Here is a 14,445-nt window from a genome sequence, read left to right as displayed (position 1 = left end):
AATAACCGTGAATAGAATATGCTATAAATATATACTATATGTACTAGTATTTATTATAAGTCCATATGTTTTTCAAGGGGTAAGTCTTGAACATACATCTACAGCATTTATAGCAGCATTAGTTTTTGTTTTGGTGAATACTTTAATAAAACCGTTGTTATTACTTATTACACTTCCTATTAATATAATAAGCTTTGGATTATTTAGTTTAATTATTAATACTTGGATGATAATGTTAATGGATAAGTTGGTAGGTGGAATTAATATATCTGGATTTTGGTTATCGGCTTTAATTGCATTAGTAATAACTATATTAAATGAAGTGTTACTTAATGAGAAAAAAAACAAAAGAAGATATATGAAAAAATACTAGTATAACTGGCTCTTACAGGTAGTAATGGAGAAACTAAAAAAAATAACTGTATTGACAATTATACAATAATAAAATATAATATAGATGGTAATAAGAAACATAATAACAAAAAAACTTAATATTAAAATTCTTCAGGGCAGGGTGTAATTCCCTACCGGCGGTTATAGTCCGCGAGCCTAATGGCTGACTTGGTGTAATTCCAAGACCGACAGTATAGTCTGGATGAGAGAAGAGATTAAATTTATTATTTATGATAATAACACCTTGGAGAAATTTCAAAGGTGTTTTTTTATTTATTTAATCACGGGTCCGGAAGATTTTTATGGAAGGAGAAAATTAATATGGAAAAAATAAGTAAGTTCCATATCCATGGAACAAATAGCGCTAAGTCAGAAAGATTCAATACCATGTATCTAGTAAAAATTGCTTTATTATCTGCAATAGCATACATCATATTTTTAATTGAATTCCCGTTGCCTTTTTTTCCACCTTTCTTAGAAATTGATTTCAGTGATACGGTAGCAATTTTAGGTGGAATAATATTAGGTCCTATGGCAGCTGTTATAATTCAATTCATTAAAAATCTACTTAGATTATTACTTATGAATTCTGGTACAGGTGGAATAGGTGAATTGGCTAATTTATTAGTTGGAATAGCTTATGTATTACCATTCTGTCTTATATTCAGACGAAATAATTTAAAAAGATTTATTATTGGAAGTATAGTTGCAATTATTATTATGACTGTTACAGCAGGACTTGTTAATTATTTTATCAATATTCCAGTGTATCTAGGTAGTACACCACATGCAGAGAAAATGAATATGATATACTCTTTCTATGTTCCTTTTAATCTTATAAAAGGAGTTATAGTTACCATAGTTAGTTATGTAGCAGTTAAAGCATTTAAACAAGTAATCAATAAGTTGCAATAATAGAATAAGAACATTTAAAGACCTAGATTATATCTAGGTTTTTTGGTTAATAAATATTAGTAAAGGTTAATTTTTTAGAATAGTAAAATAAAGTAGCGAGACTAGTTTTGTACTAGCTAAATTCTTGTAAAAGTGCTATAATACCTATCAAAAGATATTGTTAAATAATTGGAGGTTATTATGGCAACGAAAAAGAAGAATAAGAATAAAAATAATAATAACAGTAAAAATGACAAGAATCTAGATAACAACATTAAAAAAAATAACAATAAGATTAGTAAAAACAACAAAAAAAATAATAATGACAATAATATAGAATTAAGTATCAAAATTAATGACAAAGATATGTTCTATTTTATGCTGGGACATGTTTATTCAAAATTAAGCAGTAAAATAACTTTATTATTTAGTATAATATGTCTGGTATTATTCCCTATATCTTTTTTGTGGAATGATACTTTTATGACTCTTGTATTATTATTCGGAGCATTGACTTATCTTGTTATATCTCCGTTAATGTTATTTTTACAATCAAAAAAACAGATTGCAACCAATCCTGTATTCAAAGAACCTATTCTATATAAAATAAATGATGAAGGATTTTATGTATCACAAGCTGGTGAATGGATAGAATTTCTATGGGAAAATCTATATAAAGTTGTTGAAAGAAAATATAATATTCTATTTTACATAAGTAAAGACCAAGCATTTATTATTCCTGCTAGATTAATGGAAGATGGGAAAAAAATAGTTAATATAAAACAAATGGTGTCTACTAAGATGGATACATCAAGATATAAGTTTAAGCAAGAAAAGAATGAAGGGAAGATTTGATTGATATATAAATCATTTTCAGCAGAAGAAACTAAAAAAATTGGTAAAGAACTTGGACAGGATGCGAAAAAAGGGCAAATCTATTGTCTTATAGGTGATTTGGGTGTAGGTAAAACCGTATTTACAAAAGGTTTTGCAGAAGGGCTTGGAATTCATGAACATATCACTAGCCCAACATTTACAATAGTAAATGAATATGATACTGATAAATTGAGATTTAATCATTTTGATGTATATAGAATTGATGATCCTGATGAAATGTATGAAATAGGGTACGAAGAATATTTTTATAATGATGGGGTATGTCTAATAGAATGGGCAAATCTAATAGAAGAAATAATACCAGAAGAAGCAATATGGATTAACATAGAGAAAGATTTAGATATAGGGTTGGATTACAGAAAAATAACCATTGCTGGAGGAATAAACAAATGAAAGTTTTAGCCATAGAAAGTTCTGCTGTTGCAGCATCTATTGCTGTTGCGGAAGACGATAGGTTACTATGCGAATACACAACGAATTATAAGAAAACACATTCACAGACTTTAATGCCAATGATAGAAGAAGTTACGAATATGATTAATCTTGATCTGAGTGAATTAGATATAATAGCTGTATCTAAAGGACCTGGATCCTTTACCGGATTAAGAATTGGTGTTGCGACAGCTAAGGGGTTGGCTCATACTCTGGAAATCCCTATAGTAGGAGTAGCCACTTTGGATGCTTTGGCTTACAATATGGGATACACAGACAAAATAATATGTCCATTAATGGATGCAAGAAGAAATCAAGTATATACCGGATTATATTCATATGATAACAATATCTTTAACAATATATTACCTAGTACAGTTGTTCCGATAGAAGATATATTTATTGAGGTCAAAAAAATTAATAAAGAAGTTATATTCTTAGGAGATGGTATATCACCTAATATTGATAGAATAAAAAATAATTTTACTAATAATGAATATGTATTAGCCCCTTTAAATAATAATATACAGAGAGCATCCTCAGTAGCTGCTTTGGGTATATTACATGCGTTAAAAGGAGAGACAGAAAGTTATATGAACTTCAAACCAATCTATTTAAGAAAGTCCCAAGCAGAAAGGGAATTTGAAAGGAAACATAATACATGTATCTAATACGTAGAATGAATCTGAAGGATATAGAAGAAGTACATTCCATAGAAGAAAATACTTTTCCTAATCCTTGGTCTAAAGATGCATTTACAAAGGAGTTAACGAGTAATACACATTCAGTATACATGGTAATAGAAGAAAATAATAAGATAATAGCATATGCTGGGTTATGGAATATCGTAGGAGAAGGTTACATTACCAATATAGCAGTAACAAAAGAAAGAAGAGGAGCTGGATTTGGTAGAAAAGTAACTGAGGCTCTTATATATGAAGGGACAAAACAAGGTATTATGTCTTTTACTTTAGAAGTAAGAGTAAGTAACAAAAATGCAATTAAATTATACGAAAAGCTAGAGTTCCAAATAGCTGGAGTAAGAAAGAATTTTTATGATAAACCAAGAGAAGATGCGTATATAATGTGGAAAAATATAGAATAATCCTTATAAGTAGGGCTATTGTGACATATAAAAGTAGACTTAGGAAATTTATCTTAAGTCTCTTTTGTTTTTTACCAATAAATAATTACCTATACCATTGGAAAGAAAACTTTTATTTTGTTTCTGCTTTTTAAAAAAGGTTGGAAAGTTATATTTATTATTAACAAGACACCTTATAAATGTATAAGATAAAGTATATGAAACTTTAAAGGGCAAAGGGTATAGGGAGGAGCTGCTTAATGAAAGAATGTTATGAACTTTCCCATGAAGATTTAGATTTGAAGTCAGTTGTTCTAGAGCAATCTGATAATGACAAAGATGAAGAAGATATATTTGTTGGGAATGGCAGAGTAAGCGAAATACTAGATTTTGGTCTTAAACTAAATGGATCTGGATATAATATATACTTATCAGCTGAAGAAGGATTAAATACAGTAGAATTTCTAAGAAAATTTTTAAAAGACAAGAGTAAAAAGAACAATCCTCCTGATGATTGGTGTTATGTATATAATTTTAAAAATGAAGATAAACCAAGAGCGTTACGACTGAATTGTGGAAAAGGTAAAAAATTTAAAAAGAATATTGAAAACTGTGTTAAAGATGTAATTCTACAATCTAATGTAAAGTTAAACAGTGCCGAATTCAAGAAAGTTGAGACTTGTTTAAAAGATGAATTTTTATCAAAAGGTGAAAATAAATTAGAAGAATTAAAAGATGATGCCAAAAAACTTGGGTTTTCAACTAATATAACAGATAAGGGCATATTTTTTATTCCTATTGTAGATGGTAAAAAAATTAGTGAAGATAAATACGATGATTTAACAGTAGAAGAACAAGAAATAATATTAGAGAATCTAAACACTATGGAAAATAAATCAGAAGACATAATGAAGCAAGTGAAAAGACTAAAAAAAATATCCGAAGCAAAAGTTACTAAGCTTCAGAATAAAATATTGAAGATCATTATTGATGATATATTCAAAAAAACCGAAGCTGAATTTGAGAGTAACAAAAAAGTTATAGCTTATATAAAGGAGTTAAAAGAACATTTATTCAAAAACATAAAGAATATCTTATCGGAGACAGATAGTCAGGAGACTTTAAATTCTTTATTAATTGATGATGAAGAGGATAATCTAGAAAAGTATAAAGTTAATCTTTTTATAGATAATTCTAATGCAAAAACATCACCAATTATATATTGTGATAACCCATCTTATTATGAAATGTTTGGTAAAATAGAGTATGAAAATGAATTAGGGATTTATACAACTAACTATACCATGATTAAAAAAGGTATACTCCATAATGCTAATAGTGGATATCTAATTATTAATGCAGAAAATTTACTGAACAGTGCTTTAACATGGGGAACACTTAAAAAAGTTTTAATCAATAAAAAATTAATATTCGAGAACATTCGAGAACAATTAGGTTCACTTCCAATAAAAACTATTAAACCAGAACCGATTCCTATGGATTTAAAGATTATTTTAATAGGAAATGAACGTATATATAGATTATTATATGCTTATGATAGTGAATTCAAAGAATTATTTAAGCTACATGTGCAACTTAATACTGAAGTAGAAAAAAATAAAAGGATAATCAGTAAATACTATCATTATTTTGATGATGTTTGTGATAGAAAAAAACTTAGGATGCTTACTAAAGATGGAAAGAATGAGTTATTAAGATATGCATCATATGTTGCAGAAGACAGAAATAAACTAACTACGAAATTTTCTGTATTGATGGATTTAATACAAGAAGCTGATTTATGTGCTGCTCATTCAGAAATGAATGTGATAAATTCAAATATTATAAAAGAAGCAGTCATTAAAAAAAATAACAGATCTTCATTGTTAAAAGAAAACATAAATGATTTGTATGAAAAGGATAAAATAATAATTGATTATAGTAAAAAGAAAGTTGGACAGATAAATGGTGTGGCATTAAGTGATTATAGTGAAAATACCATAGCAAGAATAATTAGAATTACTGCTGTAACATATATGGGTAAATTAGGTGTAATTAATATAGAAAAAGAAAATAAACTTAGTGGAAATGTTTTTGACAAAAGTATCGGTATATTGTCAGGATATATTGGCAATAAATATTCACAAGATTATCCGTTGATGTTGAATTGCCAGCTTTGTTTTGAGCAGGTATATAATATCATTGATGGTGATAGTGCTTCTTGTGCTGAATTATATGCTATTTTATCAAGTTTGTCAGAAATACCTTTTGACCAAAGTATTGTCATAACTGGTTCAGTGGACCAATTTGGTAATGTTCAGCCTATAGGGGGTGTTACACATAAGATAAGAGGATGCTACGACTTATATAAAACCAAAGGTTTAACAGGAAATCAAGGTATTATTGTACCAAAACAAAACGTTGATGAAATAATATTAGATGATGATATTTTAAATGATATTAAGAATGGTAAATTTCATATATATTCTATAGATAACATTGAACAGGGTATAGAGATATTTACTGATGTAAGTATGGATGAAATAGATAATGCAATAGCTTCCAAGTTAAAAACTTATTATGAAAAGTTAAAAGTACAAGAATCATAAAAGCATGATAAGTTATAAAATAGAAGAGTTATTGTTATAATAAAAGAATAATTTGGCAAAGTATTATAAAGGATAGATAAGACTATCCTTTTATAATGCATTTGTTTTTTTGGACATTTGTACTTGCTATTATTCCAAAATATGATAAAATGCATATGTGAAGATTAAAGTTCTTTAAACAAGGTATAATTATTAATTCTATGAACAAATTAAATATATATTGTTAGCAACTTATAGATAATATTTTTTGAGAGAGTGAATTTATGCAATCTTGAAAAAATAATATAATTGGTAACTATTAACATTAGGTACTTATATAAATAAGTATTCTAAGGATTACTATTATAAGGAGGAAGAATACAAGATGAGAAATATTGAGACAACAACGATTAACACTATTAGAATTCTATCTGCTGAGGGTATTCAAAAGGCAAAATCAGGACACCCAGGATTACCTATGGGAGCAGCCCCTATGGCTTATGAATTATGGGCTAACCATATGAAACATAACCCAAGTGATCCTAATTGGATAAATAGAGATAGATTTGTTTTATCTGCTGGACATGGTTCTATGTTATTATACTCTTTATTACATTTATTTGGATATGGTCTTACAATTGATGACTTGCAAGAATTTAGACAATGGGGAAGTAAAACTCCTGGACACCCTGAATATGGACATACTGTAGGAGTAGATACTACTACTGGACCATTAGGAGCAGGATTTGCAACTGGTATTGGTATGGCTATGGCTGAAGCTAACTTAGCTGCAAAATTTAATAAAGATGAATATAAAATAGTGGACCACTACACATATGCTATAACTGGTGATGGTTGTATGATGGAAGGTATTTCATCAGAAGCGGCATCTCTTGCAGGAACATTGAAGCTTGGTAAATTTATAGCATTCTATGATTCTAACAAAATAACTATTGAAGGTAGTACAGATATTGCTTTTACAGAAGACGTTGGAAAAAGATATGAAGCATATGGATGGCAAGTGCTAAGAGTTGAAGATGGAAATGATTTAGCGGCTATAGGAAAAGCTATCGTAGAAGCTAAAGCTGATTTAGAGCATCCATCCCTTATTATAGTAAAAACACAAATAGGATATGGATGTCCTGCAAAACAAGGAAAATCATCTGCTCATGGAGAACCATTAGGTGATGAAAACCTTATTGAAACAAAGAAAAATTTAGAGTTCCCAATAGATAAAGAATTCCATGTACCAGAAGAAGTATATGACCATATGAAAGCTTTACAGGAAAAAGGTAAGGATGAACAAGAAAAATGGAATGTACTATTTAACGAATATGCAGCTAAATACGGTGATTTAGCAAAAGAATGGGAAGTATGGACAAGTGAAGAACTTCCAGTTGATTTATTGAATGATGAAGAATTTTGGACATTTGATAAAAAACCATCAGCTACAAGAGCTATTTCAGGACAAATAATAAATAAACTCACAAAATATATTCCGAATTTATTTGGTGGAGCTGCAGACCTTGCACCATCAACAAAAACATATATGAATGATAAAGGAGATTTCTCAGCAGAGAATTATTCAGGAATGAACTTACACTTTGGTGTACGTGAATTAGCTATGTCAGCAATGGCTAATGGTATTTCATTACATGGTGCACATAAACCATTTATAGCTACTTTCTTCGTATTCAGTGATTATATTAAACCTAGTGTAAGATTATCAGCACTTATGAAGCTTCCTGTAACATTTGTATTAACACATGATAGTATTGGTGTTGGCGAAGATGGACCAACTCATCAACCTATAGAACAATTGGCTGCCCTTAGAAGTATGCCTAATGTTGTTACATTCAGACCTGCTGACCCAAGAGAGACAGCTGCTGCTTGGTATTATGCTATTACATCAAAAGAAACACCTACAGCAATTGTGTTAACAAGACAAAATGTTCCATACTATGAAGAATCCGAGAAAAAAGCTTTAAAAGGTGGATATGTTTTAGCAGATTCCAATAAAGAAACACCAGATATGATATTAATGGCTAGCGGTTCAGAAGTTGAATTTATATATGAAGCAGCTAAGAAACTTAAACAAGATGGAATTGATGTAAGAGTCGTTAGTATGCCATCAATGGACGTTTTTGACTCACAATCTGAAGAATACAAAGAAAGTGTACTTCCAAATAATGTAAGAAAAAGAGTTGCTATAGAAGCAGCGGCTACATTTGGATGGCACAAATATGTAGGACTTGATGGTGAAGTTATTGGTCTTGATCATTTTGGAGCTTCAGCGCCTGCAACTAGAGTATTTGAGGAATTTGGAATCACTACTGAGAATGTTTATGAAGTTGCAAAAAAAGTTTACAATAAATAATAGAGGTATTTTTGTTCATACCCTAATATAGATTCTTTTACATTGAAGAAATTACCTATATACAGATTAGAATTAGGACGTTATAATAATGATAAGTAATATTCGTAAATTTCTAGTATAGAGAATTTCATAATCAATTTTTTATCCTATAGGCAAGTTGCTTTTTTGTCCTAGCATAATTATGGATTTCTCTTCATGTTTAACATTAAAGACACCTAGTGAGGGGATAAAAAATGGAAAAATTCGAAAAGAAGATAATTAAAAATAATGTCCTATCAGAAGTCTACTGTAACAAATGTGGTAAATTAATTTATAACGAAGAGTCGAAAGAAAAAGTTGACTATATTAATATTACCAAAGAATGGGGATATTTTTCAAATAAAGATATGGAAACCCATAGCTTTGATTTATGTGAAGAATGCTATGATAAATTAATAAATAATTTTAAATTTCAACCAACTAGAACTAAAAGGTAATACAAATTATATAAGAACAAAAAAGCTAAAAAGAATGCATATTATGCATTCTTTTTTTTGCTACAGGAAACTTCTCTACTATATAAAATCAAGGAAAATATATTGAACTTATTGAAATGGATATATAAATGTTTGAATTCAATATATATAGAATAATGCTATATAGTTACTTTTCTTGGTAATACTATTAGATAGCTTACATATTTAATATGGTGATAAACGGTATTTTATGATACAATAAGAAAAAATAAGGAAGAGGATGAAAAATGTTAGATGTATGTTTGTTAGGGACAGGCGGAATGATGCCTTTACCAAATAGATGGCTAACTTCTCTGATGACAAGGTATAATGGAAGTAATATGCTGATAGATTGTGGAGAAGGGACCCAGATAACTATAAGACAACAAGGATGGAGTTTTAAATCCATCGATATTATTTGTTTTACGCATTATCATGGTGACCATATTGGAGGATTACCTGGATTATTATTAACAATAGGTAATTCTGATAGAAAAGAGCCTATTACGTTAATAGGACCCAAAGGTCTTGAGAGAGTTGTTAAGGGGTTACGTGTTATAGCTCCTGAATTACCATTTGAATTAAAGCTTGTTGAGTTAAAAGATGACTATTCTTGTTTTAATATAAATGGATATGAAATAGAAGCTTATAAACTTAATCATAATGTTATTTGTTATGGATATAATATTAACATCAATCGTCAAGGGAAATTTTTAGTGGAAAAAGCTAAAGAACTAGAGTTGCCAATAAAATATTGGAATCTTCTTCAAAAAGGAGAGCCAGTTATATATGAGGGCAAACAGTATGATCCTCAATTAGTGCTTGGTCCACCGAGGAAAGGTATTAAGTTAAGTTATTGTACTGATACTAGACCTGTAAAAAACATTGAAACATATGCAAAAGATGCAGACCTTTTCATTTGTGAAGGTATGTATGGAGATGAAGAAAAAGAAAATAAAGCAAATGAATATAAACATATGACATTTGAAGAGGCAGCAACATTGGCAGCAAAAGCTCAGGTTGATGAGTTATGGCTAACACATTTTAGTCCATCATTAGTTAGACCGAAAGATTCATTACATGTGGCTACCAAAATATTTAAGAACTCCAAGGTTGGTAAGGACAGATTAACTAAAACATTAAAGTTTGACGAATAGTATAATAGTATTGTTAATAGATTTCGATATATAATATATAAGATTTATACTATATACAAGAAAAGAACATTAATGGAGTGGTGAATATGAGAAAAATTATTGCGATTCTAATTCTAGCATGTTTAGGAATGGTGTTGTTTATTACATTTTCAAACAAAACAAGCAAAGATCAATTTGATAAAAGTCTACTATCAAATTCGGATAGGATTTTAGAATATCTAAAAGATGACTTTGAAAGTACAATAAAGAAAATACGTGATATACAAAAGACTCCAGAACAAGTATTAGAATTTAATAATATCATTATGCAGAAATTATATAGTCATGAAGTTACAAATGAAGAAATTGAAATATTATTAAAAGTACAAAGAGAACTATATGATGATGAATTGCTAGATAAAAATCCAATTGATGTTCATTTAGAAAATGCAAAAGAAGAAATAGAGAAATTCAAGAAAAATGATACTAAGATAATAGGTTATGATATTCAGAAAAATAATGGTGGAAGTAATGAGGATATCACTTTTATAAAAGTAGTTTACTATTTAAATAATGTTGGTCCAGAAGGTGAAATATTCGAAGAATATGTATTAGTAAAAGATGAGAAACTATGGAAAATCAAAGGATGGCAAAAAACAGAAGAATTTATTGTAGTAGGTGATTAAATGAATAAAGATGTAATAATAATGGCTATAGAATCATCTTGTGATGAAACATCAGTAGCTATTGTAAAGAATGGAAAAGATGTAATATCTAATATCATATCCTCACAAATAGATTTGCATAAAAAATTTGGAGGAGTTGTTCCGGAAATAGCATCTAGAAAACACATAGAGAATATTGATCCTGTAATAAGTGAAGCATTGGAAGAAGCAAATATGACAATTCAAGATGTAAGTGCTGTAGCAGTTACATATGGACCAGGTTTGGTGGGAGCTCTGTTAGTAGGATTAGCAGAAGCGAAGGCAATAGCATTTGCAGCAAAAAAACCATTAATAGGTATTCACCATATAGAAGGACATATAAGCGCTAATTATATAGAAGGGGATTTTAAACCGCCTTTTATTTGCATGGTAGTATCAGGAGGTCATACCCACTTAGTTCATGTTAGAGATTATGGAAAGTATGAAATAATGGGAAAAACTAGGGATGATGCCGCTGGTGAAGCATTTGATAAAGTTGCTAGATCCATAGGGTTAGGATATCCTGGTGGACCTAAGATTGATAAAGTGTCAAACCAAGGTGATGAAAATGCAATAGAATTTCCTAGATCATATCTAGAGAAGGGATCTTATGATTTTAGTTTTAGTGGAGTAAAATCAGCAGTTCTTAATTATATTAATCAATGTAAGATGAAAGAGCAGGAAATAAATGTTCCTGATATTGCAGCAAGTTTTCAAAAATCTGTTGTAGAAGTTATTGTAAACAAAACAATAAAAGCCGCAAAAGAATTAAAATTAGATAAAATTGCTTTAGCTGGAGGAGTAGCAGCTAATAGTAAGCTTAGACAAGAAATGGAAAAAGCATGTGAAAAAGAAAAAATAACATTACACTACCCATCACTTGTATATTGTACTGATAATGCAGCTATGATAGGCGTAGCAGCTTATTATGAGTACATTAATGGTGTAAGACATAATATGGACTTAAATGCTATACCTAACCTTAAATTAAGCGATACATTTTGAAATAAAAGAGGGATGCCATTTTAATATGGGCAACCCTCTTTTATTTTAAGAAATAACTATTCATTCATAACATTTTTTTAAGTTAAGCGTTAGTTGGCGGTGTAAAAACACGCTGAGCCATTTCTGAATCAATAGAATATATGATTGATACATCTTTGTTAGCTCTCTTCAATTTTTGTAAAATACCTTTAACAGTTGCCTCTTCTTCAACTTGTTCATCAATAAACCATTTTAGAAAACTTATAGTCGCATGTTCTCTTTCTTCCATAGCTATATCCATTAATTTATAAATACGACTTGTTACAAATTTTTCATGCTCTAAAGTTTTAGAATAAACATCTTCAATATCAATATAATTGTTTGGTGGTGTTTCTAATCCTTTTATTTCAACTTTTTCATCCATTTCGTTTACAAAATTAAAGAATTTCATTGCATGGAATTTTTCTTCTTCTGCTTGTATCATAAAAAAATTAGCAAAACCATCAAAATCTATTGAATAACAATATGATGCCATAGCCAGATAAAGATGAGCAGAGTAGAACTCATAAGTAATTTGTTCATTTATTTCATTTAATAATTTTTTACTTAGCATAATTTAACCTCCTAGTGTTTGGTATAGATATCCACGTAATTATTATAACAAGAAAATAGTAATTTTGAAAGATTAAACTTCTTTATTAATTAAGCTTAATTATTACTTTAAATTTAGTATACAATAGTTTAAAATAAAATATACGATAATATATATAATGAACTTAGAAAATAAGTTTAATCATACATCAATCATTGGAATAAGGCCAGTGATGACTCTAAATTAAGTTAGAACTACATAAAAACATAATAGAATAAATTATATTTTAATCAGATTATAAGATTAATAATTATTGATGGAGGATATTCATATGAAGGATATACAATGTACAGTAATAATACCTGCTGCAGGAAAAGGTAAAAGAATGAATGATAATAGATGTAAGCAATATATAGAATTAGAGGGCAAACCAATATTAGCATATACAATAGATGTTTTTGAAAAATGTGATGAAATTCAAAATATCATATTGGTAGTAGGAAAAGGAGAAGTGGACTATTGTAGAAAAAAAATAGTAGAGAAATATAATTATGGGAAAATAATATCTATAGTGGAAGGAGGAAAAGAGAGACAAGACTCAGTATATGAAGGTATCAAAAAAGTGCCTGAGAGTAGCCATATGGTTTTAATACATGATGGAGCCAGACCTCTTATAGGGACAGATCAAATAAAAGGAACAATTGATAATGGGATAAAATATGGTGCTTGTGTATTAGGAGTCAAGGTTAAAGATACAATTAAAGTAGTTGATGATAATAATAATATTGTAGATACTCCTAGTCGAAATAAGCTTTGGGCAATTCAAACACCACAAACATTTAAAAAAGAATTAATTACATTGGCTTATGAAAAAGCTCAAAATGATAATTATGTTGCTACAGATGATTCAATGTTAGTTGAAAAATATCTAGATATTAAAGTGAAAATTGTTGAAGGATTATACTCTAATATAAAAATTACTACTATTGAAGATTTAACTATTGCTAAAAATTTTATAAGTTAGTGTAGGCAGATTATCATAACAGATAGTATTTTGGGTTAATACTATCATGTAGTTCTTTAGAGATATATATGTTTTGATATTTAAAAATTAAAGAGCGATAATGCTGAAAAAGCCTATATATCAGTATTAAGGCATCTATTTACAATATATGGATTTGTCTGAAAATAAAAATAATGATTTTATCTATTGACACTTAAAATAATATATGATATCATACCGCTTGTCGTTAAATACTGACGAAAAAGCACAGAAAAAAACAACTCGAAAAAAGTTGTAAAAAAGGCTTGACACATTGGCTAAGATATGATAAATTATTAAAGCACTCGATAATGAGTTGCAAAACATGGAGAGGTGTCCGAGTGGCTTAAGGAGCTGGTCTTGAAAACCAGTGACTCCGAAAGGGGCCGTGGGTTCAAATCCCACCTTCTCCGTTTCAGTAATCTAAACCACATATTGGTGGTTTTAATTATTGCTAAAATGCAAATAATCGCGAAGTGTTTAAAAACAGCTTGGAGAAGTACCCAAGCGGCTGAAGGGGCTCCCCTGGAAAGGGAGTAGGTCGTTAGCGCGGCGCGAGGGTTCAAATCCCTCCTTCTCCGTTTGATAGTTAATTTGAAAAAGTTGTTGACAAACATCAAAAAATATGATAAAATATTCTTCGCTAACGTATTAAAAGATAAAACACAGAACCTTGAAAACTGAACAGTGAAACAACCAAAAACTTAGTAATAAGTTTTACCCAAAAAAATCCTTAGTAAATAAAATAGATAAAGACGATAGTCTATAAAATATAAGCCAGAGCAATCTGGTCAAGATGAAACTTTAACATGAGAGTTTGATCCTGGC

The 14,445-nt window shown here is 29.3% G+C and carries 14 protein-coding genes, 2 tRNA genes and 1 riboswitch; of the genes, 15 read left to right on the top strand and 1 reads right to left on the bottom strand.

Annotation, left to right across the window (positions count from 1 at the left end; all coding sequences use genetic code 11):
- Positions 1–7 precede the first annotated feature (7 nt).
- The 12 genes from ACX6CF_RS22890 (at position 8) to tsaD (ending at position 12,004) form a co-directional block, all read left to right on the top strand.
- A complete protein-coding gene (locus tag ACX6CF_RS22890; protein WP_458787699.1) occupies positions 8–373 on the top strand; it encodes a phage holin family protein in 366 nt (121 codons plus the stop codon).
- A 123-nt stretch (positions 374–496) separates the two neighbouring features.
- Positions 497–611: riboswitch (FMN riboswitch) on the top strand.
- Between the two features lie 103 nt (positions 612–714).
- Positions 715–1,308, top strand: coding sequence for an ECF transporter S component (locus tag ACX6CF_RS22885; RefSeq protein WP_458787698.1), 594 nt, complete (start codon positions 715–717; stop codon positions 1,306–1,308).
- Positions 1,309–1,488: 180 nt separating this feature from the next.
- Complete coding sequence (locus tag ACX6CF_RS22880) at positions 1,489–2,142, top strand: YcxB family protein (protein ID WP_458787697.1); 654 nt, start codon at positions 1,489–1,491, stop codon at positions 2,140–2,142.
- Positions 2,143–2,577 carry a tRNA (adenosine(37)-N6)-threonylcarbamoyltransferase complex ATPase subunit type 1 TsaE gene (gene tsaE, locus ACX6CF_RS22875; RefSeq protein ID WP_458787696.1) on the top strand — a complete coding sequence of 145 codons (435 nt, stop codon included), beginning with the start codon at positions 2,143–2,145 and terminating at the stop codon, positions 2,575–2,577.
- On the top strand, positions 2,574–3,287 hold the full coding sequence (gene tsaB / locus ACX6CF_RS22870; RefSeq protein ID WP_458787695.1) for a tRNA (adenosine(37)-N6)-threonylcarbamoyltransferase complex dimerization subunit type 1 TsaB: 714 nt from the start codon (positions 2,574–2,576) through the stop codon (positions 3,285–3,287). The genes tsaE and tsaB overlap by 4 nt, the downstream gene beginning before the upstream one ends.
- On the top strand, positions 3,278–3,721 hold the full coding sequence (gene rimI / locus ACX6CF_RS22865; protein ID WP_458787694.1) for a ribosomal protein S18-alanine N-acetyltransferase: 444 nt from the start codon (positions 3,278–3,280) through the stop codon (positions 3,719–3,721). The genes tsaB and rimI overlap by 10 nt, the downstream gene beginning before the upstream one ends.
- Before the next feature lie 239 nt (positions 3,722–3,960).
- On the top strand, positions 3,961–6,309 hold the full coding sequence (locus ACX6CF_RS22860) for a Lon protease family protein (protein WP_458787693.1): 2,349 nt from the start codon (positions 3,961–3,963) through the stop codon (positions 6,307–6,309).
- 364 nt (positions 6,310–6,673) lie between these two features.
- Complete coding sequence (gene tkt / locus ACX6CF_RS22855) at positions 6,674–8,665, top strand: transketolase (RefSeq protein ID WP_458787692.1); 1,992 nt, start codon at positions 6,674–6,676, stop codon at positions 8,663–8,665.
- A 233-nt stretch (positions 8,666–8,898) separates the two neighbouring features.
- Positions 8,899–9,141, top strand: coding sequence for a hypothetical protein (locus tag ACX6CF_RS22850; RefSeq protein WP_458787691.1), 243 nt, complete (start codon positions 8,899–8,901; stop codon positions 9,139–9,141).
- A gap of 266 nt (positions 9,142–9,407) precedes the next feature.
- On the top strand, positions 9,408–10,316 hold the full coding sequence (locus ACX6CF_RS22845) for a ribonuclease Z (RefSeq protein WP_458787690.1): 909 nt from the start codon (positions 9,408–9,410) through the stop codon (positions 10,314–10,316).
- Between the two features lie 86 nt (positions 10,317–10,402).
- Positions 10,403–10,981, top strand: coding sequence for a DUF6715 family protein (locus ACX6CF_RS22840; RefSeq protein WP_458787689.1), 579 nt, complete (start codon positions 10,403–10,405; stop codon positions 10,979–10,981).
- Entirely contained in the window at positions 10,982–12,004 is a 1,023-nt protein-coding gene (gene tsaD, locus ACX6CF_RS22835) for a tRNA (adenosine(37)-N6)-threonylcarbamoyltransferase complex transferase subunit TsaD (protein WP_458787688.1), read from the top strand.
- 82 nt (positions 12,005–12,086) lie between these two features.
- On the opposite strand, the gene ACX6CF_RS22830 is transcribed toward tsaD, so the two are convergent.
- Entirely contained in the window at positions 12,087–12,596 is a 510-nt protein-coding gene (locus ACX6CF_RS22830) for a ferritin (protein WP_458787687.1), read from the bottom strand.
- A gap of 310 nt (positions 12,597–12,906) precedes the next feature.
- Here ACX6CF_RS22830 and ispD point away from each other — a divergent pair, with 310 nt between their 5' ends.
- The 3 genes from ispD (at position 12,907) to ACX6CF_RS22815 (ending at position 14,198) form a co-directional block, all read left to right on the top strand.
- Positions 12,907–13,599 (top strand): 2-C-methyl-D-erythritol 4-phosphate cytidylyltransferase, encoded by a 693-nt coding sequence (gene ispD / locus ACX6CF_RS22825; RefSeq protein ID WP_458787686.1) that lies wholly within the window; start codon positions 12,907–12,909, stop codon positions 13,597–13,599.
- 345 nt (positions 13,600–13,944) lie between these two features.
- Positions 13,945–14,030, top strand: a tRNA-Ser gene (locus ACX6CF_RS22820).
- 80 nt (positions 14,031–14,110) lie between these two features.
- Positions 14,111–14,198, top strand: a tRNA-Ser gene (locus ACX6CF_RS22815).
- The last annotated feature ends 247 nt before the right edge of the window (positions 14,199–14,445 follow it).

The sequence above is a fragment of the Vallitalea sediminicola genome (assembly GCF_054408565.1).
This window is presented reverse-complemented; position numbering and strand designations above follow the sequence as displayed.

Coding starts and splice junctions, on each gene's coding strand:
- ACX6CF_RS22885 (WP_458787698.1), top strand. CDS start 715: ATGGAAAAAATAAGTAAGTTCCATATCCATGGAACAAATAGCGCTAAG.
- ACX6CF_RS22880 (WP_458787697.1), top strand. CDS start 1,489: ATGGCAACGAAAAAGAAGAATAAGAATAAAAATAATAATAACAGTAAA.
- tsaB (WP_458787695.1), top strand. CDS start 2,574: ATGAAAGTTTTAGCCATAGAAAGTTCTGCTGTTGCAGCATCTATTGCT.
- rimI (WP_458787694.1), top strand. CDS start 3,278: ATGTATCTAATACGTAGAATGAATCTGAAGGATATAGAAGAAGTACAT.
- ACX6CF_RS22860 (WP_458787693.1), top strand. CDS start 3,961: ATGAAAGAATGTTATGAACTTTCCCATGAAGATTTAGATTTGAAGTCA.
- tkt (WP_458787692.1), top strand. CDS start 6,674: ATGAGAAATATTGAGACAACAACGATTAACACTATTAGAATTCTATCT.
- ACX6CF_RS22850 (WP_458787691.1), top strand. CDS start 8,899: ATGGAAAAATTCGAAAAGAAGATAATTAAAAATAATGTCCTATCAGAA.
- ACX6CF_RS22845 (WP_458787690.1), top strand. CDS start 9,408: ATGTTAGATGTATGTTTGTTAGGGACAGGCGGAATGATGCCTTTACCA.
- ACX6CF_RS22840 (WP_458787689.1), top strand. CDS start 10,403: ATGAGAAAAATTATTGCGATTCTAATTCTAGCATGTTTAGGAATGGTG.
- tsaD (WP_458787688.1), top strand. CDS start 10,982: ATGAATAAAGATGTAATAATAATGGCTATAGAATCATCTTGTGATGAA.
- ACX6CF_RS22830 (WP_458787687.1), bottom strand. CDS start 12,596: ATGCTAAGTAAAAAATTATTAAATGAAATAAATGAACAAATTACTTAT.
- ispD (WP_458787686.1), top strand. CDS start 12,907: ATGAAGGATATACAATGTACAGTAATAATACCTGCTGCAGGAAAAGGT.